This is a genomic window from Clostridium sp. 1001283B150225_161107_B6, assembly GCF_015556325.1.
Classification (GTDB): domain Bacteria; phylum Bacillota; class Clostridia; order Lachnospirales; family Lachnospiraceae; genus Enterocloster.
Window position 1 is genome coordinate 410,669 of record NZ_JADNMD010000004.1, and the last position, 11,736, is coordinate 422,404.

General features: G+C 45.1%; 16 protein-coding genes. 14 read left to right on the forward strand and 2 right to left on the reverse strand.

The window, feature by feature from the left end; all coding sequences use genetic code 11:
• The first annotated feature begins 162 nt into the window (after positions 1-162).
• The 4 genes from I2H39_RS13245 (at position 163) to I2H39_RS13260 (ending at position 2,862) form a co-directional block, all read left to right on the forward strand.
• Positions 163-384 carry a helix-turn-helix transcriptional regulator gene (locus tag I2H39_RS13245; RefSeq protein ID WP_195626662.1) on the forward strand — a complete coding sequence of 74 codons (222 nt, stop codon included), beginning with the start codon at positions 163-165 and terminating at the stop codon, positions 382-384.
• Entirely contained in the window at positions 377-1,237 is an 861-nt protein-coding gene (locus I2H39_RS13250) for a phage antirepressor N-terminal domain-containing protein (protein ID WP_195626663.1), read from the forward strand. Before I2H39_RS13245 ends, I2H39_RS13250 begins: the two co-directional genes overlap by 8 nt.
• A gap of 136 nt (positions 1,238-1,373) precedes the next feature.
• On the forward strand, positions 1,374-1,598 hold the full coding sequence (locus tag I2H39_RS13255; RefSeq protein ID WP_195626664.1) for a hypothetical protein: 225 nt from the start codon (positions 1,374-1,376) through the stop codon (positions 1,596-1,598).
• Positions 1,599-1,728: 130 nt separating this feature from the next.
• Entirely contained in the window at positions 1,729-2,862 is a 1,134-nt protein-coding gene (locus tag I2H39_RS13260; RefSeq protein ID WP_195626665.1) for a hypothetical protein, read from the forward strand.
• A 10-nt stretch (positions 2,863-2,872) separates the two neighbouring features.
• On the opposite strand, the gene I2H39_RS13265 is transcribed toward I2H39_RS13260, so the two are convergent.
• Positions 2,873-3,097: a helix-turn-helix transcriptional regulator gene (locus I2H39_RS13265; protein WP_195626666.1), complete on the reverse strand. Its 225-nt coding sequence runs from the start codon at positions 3,095-3,097 to the stop codon at positions 2,873-2,875.
• A gap of 184 nt (positions 3,098-3,281) precedes the next feature.
• On the opposite strand from I2H39_RS13265, the gene I2H39_RS13270 reads away from it, so the two are divergent.
• The 6 genes from I2H39_RS13270 to I2H39_RS13295 all read left to right on the forward strand — a co-directional run bounded on the left by I2H39_RS13270 (position 3,282) and on the right by I2H39_RS13295 (position 6,266).
• Entirely contained in the window at positions 3,282-4,064 is a 783-nt protein-coding gene (locus tag I2H39_RS13270) for a phage antirepressor N-terminal domain-containing protein (RefSeq protein WP_207746806.1), read from the forward strand.
• A 144-nt stretch (positions 4,065-4,208) separates the two neighbouring features.
• On the forward strand, positions 4,209-4,493 hold the full coding sequence (locus I2H39_RS13275; protein WP_195626668.1) for a hypothetical protein: 285 nt from the start codon (positions 4,209-4,211) through the stop codon (positions 4,491-4,493).
• Positions 4,490-4,660: a hypothetical protein gene (locus I2H39_RS13280; protein WP_195626669.1), complete on the forward strand. Its 171-nt coding sequence runs from the start codon at positions 4,490-4,492 to the stop codon at positions 4,658-4,660. Before I2H39_RS13275 ends, I2H39_RS13280 begins: the two co-directional genes overlap by 4 nt.
• Complete coding sequence (locus I2H39_RS13285; RefSeq protein ID WP_195626670.1) at positions 4,648-4,974, forward strand: hypothetical protein; 327 nt, start codon at positions 4,648-4,650, stop codon at positions 4,972-4,974. The genes I2H39_RS13280 and I2H39_RS13285 overlap by 13 nt, the downstream gene beginning before the upstream one ends.
• Positions 4,943-5,908 carry a sigma-70 family RNA polymerase sigma factor gene (locus tag I2H39_RS13290; RefSeq protein ID WP_195626671.1) on the forward strand — a complete coding sequence of 322 codons (966 nt, stop codon included), beginning with the start codon at positions 4,943-4,945 and terminating at the stop codon, positions 5,906-5,908. The genes I2H39_RS13285 and I2H39_RS13290 overlap by 32 nt, the downstream gene beginning before the upstream one ends.
• A complete protein-coding gene (locus I2H39_RS13295) occupies positions 5,901-6,266 on the forward strand; it encodes a hypothetical protein (protein ID WP_195626672.1) in 366 nt (121 codons plus the stop codon). Before I2H39_RS13290 ends, I2H39_RS13295 begins: the two co-directional genes overlap by 8 nt.
• A 215-nt stretch (positions 6,267-6,481) precedes the next feature.
• Here I2H39_RS13295 and I2H39_RS13300 read toward each other — a convergent pair whose 3' ends face one another.
• Complete coding sequence (locus I2H39_RS13300) at positions 6,482-7,042, reverse strand: hypothetical protein (RefSeq protein WP_207746807.1); 561 nt, start codon at positions 7,040-7,042, stop codon at positions 6,482-6,484.
• A 159-nt stretch (positions 7,043-7,201) separates the two neighbouring features.
• Between I2H39_RS13300 and I2H39_RS13305 the strand changes: the two genes are divergently transcribed.
• The 4 genes from I2H39_RS13305 to I2H39_RS13335 all read left to right on the forward strand — a co-directional run bounded on the left by I2H39_RS13305 (position 7,202) and on the right by I2H39_RS13335 (position 11,481).
• Entirely contained in the window at positions 7,202-7,525 is a 324-nt protein-coding gene (locus I2H39_RS13305) for a hypothetical protein (protein WP_195626674.1), read from the forward strand.
• Positions 7,526-7,997: 472 nt separating this feature from the next.
• A complete protein-coding gene (locus I2H39_RS29215; protein WP_227146283.1) occupies positions 7,998-10,454 on the forward strand; it encodes a bifunctional DNA primase/polymerase in 2,457 nt (818 codons plus the stop codon).
• Between the two features lie 357 nt (positions 10,455-10,811).
• Positions 10,812-11,015, forward strand: coding sequence for a hypothetical protein (locus tag I2H39_RS13330; RefSeq protein ID WP_195626689.1), 204 nt, complete (start codon positions 10,812-10,814; stop codon positions 11,013-11,015).
• 16 nt (positions 11,016-11,031) lie between these two features.
• A complete protein-coding gene (locus tag I2H39_RS13335) occupies positions 11,032-11,481 on the forward strand; it encodes a hypothetical protein (protein WP_195626675.1) in 450 nt (149 codons plus the stop codon).
• Positions 11,482-11,736: the final 255 nt, after the last annotated feature.

Here is an 11,736-nt window from a genome sequence, read left to right on the forward strand (position 1 = left end):
TGCTTGGCAAGCTATGAAAACTAATATATACTAAAAACACCTTAGTAATCATAGCTAAGCAAAAGAAAGCTTAGTTTTCATTATTAATTTAGCCGGTAACTTGATTATATAAGAAAACTAAGTTAATGTCAATATTATTTTACGAAGGGAGGTGCATTAAAAATGTATCAAAAATATCTGGATTTAAAAAGTAAGAAGGGAGTAACTGACTATCGAGTTTCGAGGGAAACTGGAGTATCAACAGCTACTTTAACGAATTGGAAAAAGGGAAGGTATACTCCTAAGTTTGACAAGTTACTTGCCATAGCAAAATACTTCGGCGTACCAGTAGAGTACTTTGCGGATAGTGAAAAGACAGAAAAGGAGGAGAAAGAGGATGAATGATTTAGTAGTAAAGAAAGTGGATTTATGCGGCGATGCGATTATGGCAGCACAGGACAAGGATGGTCAGGTATGGGCTGGGGTGAAATGGCTGTGCGATGGACTTGGTTTGTCAGAAGGACAGGGCAAGAGTGAACGAAAGAAATTGCAGGAAGACTTGGTGTTAAGTGAAGGGACGAAATTTCATCCCTTGGGAAGAGGAAACGCAAATAAGGATGTGTTGTGCCTACGCTATGACTTTGTGCCCCTGTGGATTGCAAAGATTACAGTCACTCCTTCCATGAAAGAGAATAATCCAGAACTGGTTAACAAACTGGTGCAGTATCAGTCAAAGGCGAAGGATGTGCTTGCAGAAGCATTTCTTACTAAAAAGAAAGAGAAGCAGGACAAACCCAAGAAAGAATCCCGCGCCTCAGTCAACATGACTGTTAAGACAATCGACACTATCTTTAGCAGGGCAGGTGTTGACCCGCTGTACATAGCCGTGGAGGCAAAACGCATATACGCTGAGGCCGGGTACGATATCAGGATACCACTTCTTACAGATAAAGAAACAATGTCAGAGCTGTATGACTGTACAAGCCTTGCGGAAGCAGTTGGGGCTTATTCAGAAAAAGGCAATCCACACACCAAGGCAATAAGTGCGATATTACAGAAACTGACAATTCTTGAGAGTGAGATTGTAACAACACCTTACAGCAGGAATGGTCATGATGGAGTAACCATCCAGTACAAGCCATCGGTTCTTGAAAAGGTTAGGGAGTGGTTGGAGGAAAACTATTATCCCACCAAGATTCCCTATACAGATTCAAAAGGAAAGCAGACGATGTGTACGGTTGTATATCGTGACATGTAAATCATGTCCTGTATAAAAAATAGAACATTGACAATTACATCCATCCACAGCAGCCATCCAGTTGTAAACGGTAAGAACGTAAATCCGCTGTGAAAGAGTGTATCGGAATATAAGGTAATGAAAGGAGGGTGATGTCATGGCAAGACTGTGGCTAAGTCCTGAGGAAGCGTCTCCTATCCTGGGAATGAAACCAGCGAAGATTCGAAATTACATGCGCAGAGGTATTTTGGACTTGGGATTGGCAATCCCGCCGGAGAAAACCGGAAAGACCATGTGGGAGTTCCGGATATACCCTGCGAAGATAGAAAAGATAATCGGTGAGAAACTGGAGCGTCCAGAGGAAGGGGAGAAACAGGAATGAGACGTAACAATGAGCCAGATAAAATGCAGCGGGCGCTGGCAATCATCACGATGGTGATGACGGTATTGTATATGTACAAATGCTGGCAGGTGGACCAGTTAATAAGGATGTTATAGGAGAGGTAAGGACAATGGATAAAGAAACCAAAGAAGTGGTATTGAGTCATATTAAGGATGGGACCTATGTTCCGGACATGCTGTACGATATTCAGAAAATAATGTCCAAGGCCGGGATGGAGCTATATGCAAAGCCATGCTGTGACCGGATTGAGGCAGCAGGCCTGGTGGACAAAGTACATGTCCTGCGGATTCAGCCATCCCCATGGAAGTTACAGGTGGATGCCGATGGCATAGAGACCTGCCGCGGGATATTGGAGGCATACCTACAGACAGAATATCTGAATGAAATGCATGAAATCATCAAGGGGTGCCGTGACTGGACCGTATCTGTCAACAACATGCTCTATTCCTTACGGAAGATAAGCAGTAAAGACCTTAAGGCTGGCCTTATGGACAACTTTGTATATAAGGTAGGAGAGGACGACGAGCAGGACGTCACGGAGCTGTTTAGGGCAGAGTTAAAGAACCGGAAAATACCGGGCAGGATATGTAAGCTGGTAAGGCGGACTGCCTTTGTAATCCAGATGTTAAGGATGTTCCCCGGTCCGCTTCAGATACTGGTACCTTTCATCAAGGAATCCTGGAAGAGCTGGAATACAGCAGGAATCGTGCCACATGTGGAGAGCAAAGGGCAATATACTAAGGCACTGAGACGTTTTACGGATATCCATGGCGGCACCCGCTGTATAGAAAGACTACAGGGAGTTGACCTGGCACGATACATATTCTTGGCTGTTAAGGTTTATGGAAAAGAGAATCATGCAGAGTTCAACCATGCAAAAGCTTATAAGTCCTGCCTGGAGATAGAGAACAGGTACCAGGAGCTTAAGCAGGTCATGGATACCATCGGCAGGCTGCCCCCAATGGAGCTGCTGAGGATGTACCCGGTTACGAAGGAATATGACGGAGAGAAGTGGGGAACAAAGGATTACTTCTATACCATGGACCGGTTAAGCCGCTTACCAGCAAACAAACCGATTGGGGATGCCCAGGACGTGGCCTGCCTCCTGTGGGACTACCAGAACTGGGACCTGTCCTTCCTTCTCCTACAATGGGAGAATGTTCTGGGAGATTTGCATGTTTACTGTAATGAGCCCGGTCCGCAGGATGAACTTCATGACAGGATGATGCGGAGGGCGGTGTGATATGGGGGCGCTACATAGAGGGGTGCATATTGTCATCGGGAATGTACTCCAATATATCACCTGGCTGACAATTTAAAATTTCACATAATTTCATTATTGTATCAACGGTTACGCTTCGGTTTTTGGTTAGGCTATCCACAGTTTTAGGGTTGAATTGATACGTGGTTCTTAAATCGATTTTTTTAATACCTTTTGATTCCATGAGGTTGAACAGCTTATCATATGAAATAGGCATGGTAAATCCTCCTTTTTGTATACATAAGTATACAATACTTTAGAGACGGAGTCAATAACATATAGTACCAAAAAGTATACAAAAATAAAGTACCATTTTTGGTACAAATGTGGATTCTATTAAAGTACCTTTATTGGTACAATGATGACCATGAGATTAAAAAATGAAAGAAGGGAAAAGACATATGAATGATTTAGTAGTAAAGAAAGTGGATTTATGCGGCGATGCGATTATGGCGGCGCAGGACAAGGATGGGCAGGTTTGGGCCGGGGTGAAATGGCTGTGCGATGGATTAGGGCTTACCGAGGACCAGATGAGAAATGAAAGAAAGAAAATCAGCAAAGATGTGGTACTGAGCAAAGGTGGGTCAAATTTAACCCTCCCTACCAAAGGCGGGAAGCAGGAGGTTTTATGCCTGCGCCATGATTTTGTTCCTCTATGGATTGCGAAAATCACAGTCACCCCCTCCATGAAGGAGAACAACCCGGAACTGGTTGACAAACTGGTGCAGTATCAGTTAAAGGCCAAGGATGTTCTGGCAGAAGCCTTCCTCTCCAAAAAGAGGGAGAAGCAGGAAAAGTCAGACCGAACTGAAATTATGATGATGAATGCCAAGAGCCGGATGGCGCAGACGTATCTCCGACTGGCAGAGGTGGATACGTTGTCCAGTACATACAAAACGATTCTCGTAGCAAAAGCCAGTGAGGTACTCTCCGGTGAAAAGCTCCTTCCCCTCCCCAAGAGCGAGCGGAATGTGTATTCTGCGGGAGAGATAGGAGCAATGTTCAATATTTCCGGCAACAAAGTTGGCAGGATTGCTAATGAGAACAATTTAAAAACAGAAGAATACGGAGAGTATCGAAGAAGCAAAAGCGAGCATTCATCCAAGGAAGTAGATACGTGGGTGTACTTTGAAACCGTAATCCCAGTCATAAGGGAAATTCTTGGCCAGGAAGTGGAAAGATGAATATTGAAAAGCTTAAACGTGAAACAAAAAAAGTCCCTAACTAACGCCAATTAGTTAAGGACGAGCATAGGCCCAGAGGCGCTATACCAAAGTTCAACCAACTAGAGTATAGCACCTCTGAGCCGGAAAGGGAAGAGGATTGACGTGGAAAATAAAGAGAATGTCACAATAATAGAGATTGACAATGCACTGTTGGATATTGAAGTTCTGGCAGAAAGAGTTCAGGTAATGGTAGACGACGTGAAACAGGGGTATTTCGATTGGGATATAGAAAGAACAGGAGAACTATGGAGGATATCGCCGCCGTATTATACCAATGCAGGTATCAAGACCGGTATAGCAAATGACATTGTATTCGACCTATTAAATAAAATCAGGGAACTACGAGAGGTTTTAGATAGTGTTTGTAAGGGAGGTATGCAGATATGACATTTCCAATTAATAAAGGAGAATTCGTTGATAAATGGCTTAAGACCATAGGGGAACATGATGATACAGACCGTGAGATGGCGGAGGCAATTGTGAGTTTGGCCAACAGGGGATATTATGCAGGCCTGGAAGCTGGCAGGAAGGAGGCAGCAGCATGCAGAGAATGATGTGTATTTCAGAGGAACAGTATGACCGGATGCTTGAAAGCTATAACGGCGCCGTGGAAGAGTTACAGGAGCTTAGAGAGCTGTTGCAGATGACCTCGGGCGACGTAGATGAAGTTGCACCGGTGCAACTCGGCCATAGGGCAGCAGAAGATAAAAAAGGAGTTGCCCGGGAATGCAGGAAAAGCATCATGAGCGCATTAAAGGATGTTGATGACCTTAAGTTTCTGCAGCGAATCTACATAAGCATATTGGTTGCCAAAAATGGAAGGGTGGGTGACTGCCATGACAAACGAGCAGCTTGTAGCACAGATTAAGGCCGGAGAGGATGTACAGAAGAACATGGAACAGCTTTATCTGCAGGTGAGGGACTACATTCATTCTGTGGCCATAAAGTACTGTAACAGCGGAGAGGTGGAGGACCTGGAGCAGGAAGGGTACCTGGCCCTCCATGCAGCCATTGAAAAGTATGACCCTGGGCAGGGGTTCAAATTCCTGACCTATGCAGCGTATTACATCCGACAGGGGATGCAACGTTACCTGCAGGTAAATGGGAGCTGCCTGCGTCTGCCGGTCCATTGCCTGGAAAAGATACAGAAGTACAATCGGTTTTGCCAATCTTTCAAGATGGAGTATGGCAGGAAACCCACGGATACTGAGATTGCAGCAGGAATGGACCTTATTTTGGAGCAGGTTTGGGAAATCAAGGAGAATGCAAGGGCGGTTCACCTGGGCAGTTTGGACGCCCCGGTGCTGGGGATAGAAGGCAGCGAGGATGCCACTGTGGGAGAATTGACTGGGGATGATACGGATGTAGAGGGAGAGGTCGTAGAACAAATCCAGGACGGGCAGCTTAAGGATACCTTGTGGGGATGTGTGGATGCTCTTCCGGACCGGCAGCCGGAAGTGATACGGAAACGGTACCAGCAGGACATGACCCTGGCTGAAATCGGAAAAACATATGGAGTCACTGCAGAGGCCGTGAGGCAGACACATGCGAAAGCATTGCGGGAATTACGGAAGCCCAGAACCGCCAAGCAGCTGCGCCCATTCCTTCCGGGAGTGGGAATCTATGAAGGCGGCATTGATAGCTTTAACAGGACGTGGACCAGCAGTACCGAAAGGGCAGCTATCAGTATGGCTGAGTCCATGGATATAGAGGAACGAAGGCGGGAGAAACACATGGAGCTGCTGGATAAGATAAGGGTGAAAGTTGCGATATCGCAACAGAAGGGAGAACAACATGAATAAAGAAGAGATAAAGAAAATTGTGGTGGACTATATAAACAAGAATGACTCGGCCAGCTATGCAGAACTGCAGTGGCTGTTTGAGGAGAAGGGCTATGACTACAAAGGAGAACTGCTGTCCTGTTCGGATGTCTGTGAACATGTGGTGTTCTGGAGTGGCTGGAATGCGGAAGCCTTTGACCTGATGACGGAGCTGTTGCATGAGGGAGTGGTCCACCGGGAGCCGGCGCATCCACTCCGGTATCTTATGGATGGGGCCGCCCTTACCCTGCCGAAGGTACGACGCGCGGTGCAGTATAAGACGGACCACTGGGCGCCGGTGATATTCGTGAAGGGGCCGGTTTCGAGGGCAGCAGAATGAGGTGCAAATTTTGCGGGGCCGACATGAGGGCCGTTACCTATAATTCAAATGGGTATGGCGAGTGATTGGTTGTCCTGGATGATTTTAACCCTGATTCCGGACTATATGAAATGGTTGGAAATGTTATGTACTGTCCGGAATGTGGAAACCTTCAGGTGAAATTAAGCAAACAAAATCGTTATTTTGATAAGTTAACTTAGAATTTTATTGCGTAATCAAGCGTCCTCTTTTTTCTCTGTATGATTCGGCGTTTGTTCTCCAGCTGTTTCAAGGCGTTTGGCTGATAAAAAGGCCTTACATTCTGCCCAGTCAGAGTCAACAAACGCGTTCTTATAGAGCCTGATTACGGTCTTATTATTAAAAATTAACCATATTTTATTATCACTCTCCCGAATATTCACAAGGTCTGCATATTGGTATTGGAAGGACATTGGGCCTTCTGTCAATAATATGCATTCGTCCTCGAAGGTAATTGTCCTGGTCCAATTTTCCTTTCCGTATGATTTTGCCAGGAGTTGATATTGCCTTTTGACAAATAAAAAATTCCTTAAAAATGCGCGATAAAAGCAATAGATGGTAAGGATTATAAAAAATATATTAAATCCGCCAGAAAGACCTAACCAGAGTAAAATCAGGCCGAATAGGGACCAAAAGATTAGAAATACGAGCCGGGCTCCTTTGAGCAGATTTTCAAACGCCCATGATTGATACAGTTTCCACGTTATGCAGTATTCATTTTTCATTATTTTCCCCTCCATTGGTATCTGATTTTTCATGTGCTCATTATGTTCAGTTTACCATAGTTTGCTTTTTTTGACAACGTGAGATACCCTTCTCGACCAGTCATCTATTATTGAAGAGGTATATAAAAAGGAGATATCGGGTGGTATTATGGTGGCTGTTTGCACACCAGAATTAAAATTTGGAGGACGAAAATGACAGAAAAGCAGATTAGAGATGAGGCAATGCGCAAGGTGATGTGGGAGGTTGGACATACCAATAACGATGTGACCAGATACATATCGAACGCAGTTGCCAATCAGGTTGTAAGGGATGAGAGTGGCGGATGGACTCCGGTAGCGGAGCGGTTGCCGGATAAACCAGGAGACTATTGGGTTACAATGAGACATTTAGACGGTAGTGTGACCACAGTGAAAATGTTTTGGAGTCCTAACTGGCCCCATGAAGATGCATGGAATGAAGTGGTTGTCGCATGGCAGCCATACTATTGCCCGGAGCCATTTGTTCCACAAAACTGAAATTTTAGGAAGGTAAAAATATGGATAGGATTCTGAAAACGTGCTGGTGGTATATGATACTTGCGCTGGTATGGCAGGGATTGGAGTTGTTAATATACCACCAGATACAGTCAAGAGTGTTTGACGACATTATGGGACTCTTGTATTTGCCCTTTATCTATGGGGCAATAGATTAAAATATTACAGATTTGGTTAACAATTTTAAAAATCATATCATAATGTTTATGTGCATTTGTTTTGGTGTAACGGCGCAAGCCTTTACATACAGCAACTGGTTAATTCAAACCCAACACATGCTTATAATATGTCACGATATGAATGCATGAGGTGTTGGACTCACAGGGCGGAGCTTTCTGACCAACCTCCGCCCGGAAAGGAGGGGTTAATTTTGAATCGGATGAAATTGAGAAAAATAGAATATAAAATGACTAAGGAAGTCTTATCATACTTTTAAATGGAGGGCAGGTAAAGGATGTCGGAAGACTATAGTTTAAGACAATATGCGCTGGCTTATGCGAAGATGGGGATGGCAGTGTTCCCCTTGGTTCCGAAATCCAAGAATCCTGCCACACAACACGGATTTCAGGATGCCACAACGGATTTTAACCAGATTGACAAGTGGTGGAAGAAGAATCCGAATTATAACATTGGAATAGCAACTGGCCAAGTTAGCGGCGGACTTATTGTCATTGATTTGGATATTGACAAGGAAAAAGGAAAGTATGGCAACGAGACTTTAAGGGACTGGGAAGCAGAGCAGGGGCAACTGCTAGATACATGTCGGACGATAACCGGTAGAGGCGGGTATCACCTTCTTTATAGAGCGGATAGGGAAATACTTTGCAGCACAAATGATGAAAAAGCAGTTGACATACGCGGGGACGGCGGTTACTTCGTGGCGCCACCCAGTATACATGAAAATGGTAATCGGTATGAATGGGAACAGGCCCCGGATGAATTTGTCTTAGAACAGGCAAATGACCTTGTTTATGAGTTCATTGATTTTGTTAGGCCTGAAAAGAAAAAGAAGTCAACCTTTTCAGTTCCAGAGGAAATACCGGAAGGCAGCCGGGATAATACCATCTTCCGCCTGGCCTGCAGCTTACAGGCCAAAGGATTGTCAAATGAGGCTATCATGGCTGCGGCAATGAAGGAGAACGAGACCAGATGTGTCCCGCCTATGACGGATAAAGAGGTTGAACAGAAAGTGGAGAGTGCCCTTAAGTACCAGAAGTCCACGGCTCCATATTCAGGGAAGGCCCTGCCACCTAAAGAAGGAATAACTCAGTTTGTGGATGCTCCCATGCAGCTTAGATGCGAGGACTGGATATGCAATGAGAAAGGTGTGTATAAGTGGGTGCTGGGCAAGAAGGATACAGACCCGCCGATTCTCATAGATGTTTCCTACCAGCAGATTCTTCCCATAGGTATTACGGAGAATATAGAGACCGGAGAACAGAAGTATGACATAGCATTCAGCGTCAGGAGGTACGGAAAATTCATGTGGAAGGATATCAAGGTGGAACCGGCAGTATGCTGCTCCAAGACTAAGATTGTCACGCTTGCTAACCTGGGAGTGGTCGTCAACGACCAGAAGGCAAAGAATCTTGTTAATTACATATCTGACATGTACAGGATAAACGAAGACAGCCTGCCGGTTACGAAGGCCGTGTCCCATTTCGGATGGATTGGGAAGCAGTTCTTTCCCTACGTCAAGGACATCGTGTTTGATGGTGATAATGCGCAGGTAAAAACCGTGCAGGCCGTAGGCCCCCACGGTTCATTTGATATCTGGCAGAAGGAGTGTATGGAATATAGGAAGAACCTATTTGTACGGCTGCTGATGGACGCAAGTCTGGCTTCCATCCTGATTAAGAAAATCAACTGCCTGTGTTTTGTACTTCATCTCTGGGGAGCCTCTGGAACGGGAAAGACCGTTGCCTTCATGGTGGCGGCCTCCATCTGGGGGATTCCGGACGAGCTTATTCTGTCCGTGGATTCTACCATTAATTATTGTACAAGCCGTGCGGCCCTCATGAAGAGCCTTCCGGTTTTCGTGGATGAGACGCAGCTTTCAAGGGGGAGCCTGGAGAAGTTGATTTATGCGATGACGGAGGGAAAGGAGAGAGGAAGGCTGTCGAGGAACAGTAGCGAGAAGGACCGGAAGACCTGGGAGAATGTGTCGTTTTTTAATGGGGAGCAGCCGATTGTGGGAGAACAATCTGGGGCCGGCGCAGTCAACCGCGTGATTGAACTGGAGATTGATAATCCGTTATTTACAGACTTTGCGCATGTCCTGGAGACTGTCAGAGAACATAATGGACATGCAGGAGAGAAGTTCGTACAGCATGTTCAGGGGATTCCGGACGCGGAACTGATAAGACGGCACAAAAGCCTTTGCCAAAAACTGTCCATCCTGGCACAGAGCACGGGAAAGCAGGTGCAGAGCCTCGCCTGTATCCTCCTGGCGGACCAGCTGGCCGGGGAATGCCTGTTCCCAGGGGAGAAGGCCGTTGACCTGCTAGAAGGGATGGGATTCCTTAAAAGGGAGGCAGAGGTGTCTCAGGCCGAGAGAGCATATCAGTTCATCATTGACTGGATTGCTGCGAATGAGAATCTATTCGACCCAATGTACAGTAATAAGATTTTGGGAAAAATAGCGCCAGACCATTGCATGTTTAACCAGTTTGAGCTGATGCAGGTATTGGAGGAGAACGATTTTAATTTTGATGCGGTCAAGAAAGAGTGGTCAGTTTCTGGATATCTGGAACGTGCAAGCGACGGAAGGTATGCTTCTTTAACGACTGTTGCAGGAAAAAAGACAAGGGCCAGGTATGTGAAGATTATCCTTCAACAGCCTAAATCCTTTGAAGAATATGAGGATTATACTGGCCTTGATGACCCGTTTAATGAAAAAATGCGAGATTAATTGGCATAAAAGTGGCAAAAAGCGAGAATGCGAGAACTATGCGAGACTAAAAAAGTGTAGAGTTTATAAGGGTTTTCACTATGAGTCTCGCAATCTCACATATATATCTGTTATAGAGACATATATACATTTTATATTACATGGCGGGACATGCCTTACACACGCAGTATTAATATATAGCTCCTTAAAACAGAAATCCATGCGAGAATGCGAGAACATGACCGTAAACCCGCATAGAATAAGGGCTTTTTAAGGCTCGCTACTAATGAAAAGACTGAGAGCCTGGTGCGATTATGAGAGATTTTTTCAGGAAAAATGAGAGAACTTGGCACCCTAAGAAGAAAGGAAGAAGCGATTATGAAGAAGATAAACAGGATTATGATGGTACAGAGCATGGTAAACACCCTGGTGGACAGCATTAAAGAATATGAGACCTTTGAGAACAAGAACGGATATCCGCCTATGTACGGCAACTCTGAGCAGTACAACACGAAGGAATCCATCAAGAGACGAATTGTCCAGGCCAGGGCGGAGCTGAATCAGCTGGCCAGAGAATTGTAGGGAAAGGCGGGAGTAGATGACAGCTAAGGAGTACTTAAGTCAGTTAGGGGTACTGGACCAAAAGATAAAGCATAAGAAACAGGAATTAAGGGAGGCAAGGGGAACCCAAGGGATACATGCCAAGAAAAATGGAAGTGAAGTGGAAAATGTGCAGACTTCATTTGGCAGTGCCCAAGGGAACCAAACAGAGGCACAGGCGTTAAGGGTGGTAAGTCTGGAGGAAGATATAGAAAACCGTATAATACAGTACATGGAGTTGAAGCATAGGCTGATTGACGAGATACATGATATAAATGATAGTCTTTTTATTGACATTCTGTACCGACGATATGTCCGTAATGAGAGGAACTTTACCCAAATAGCCTGCGACATGGGGTATACATACAAGTACATCATTAATAAACACGGGGAGGCCCTGATGGCATTTGAACGGGCGCACCCGGAACGTCTGATAGACAATCCGTAAATGATGGAAAACGGATGGAAAACATTTTGAAAAAACATGATATAATAGGATTATGAAATTGGGCCTACCGGAAACGGCGGGCCTTTCCTTATTGTCCTTGCTGGGTGAAACCTAGACTGGCAGGGCCTCCCTTTCTATGCTGGGGCTTTTCTTTTGTCGGTTTATGGAGTATGATGAAACCTGTCTTTCGGAGTTGAACTAAAAAAATGGTGCTAAGCCATGGGTTAGAACCTATGACTTAGCACTCTATTTATG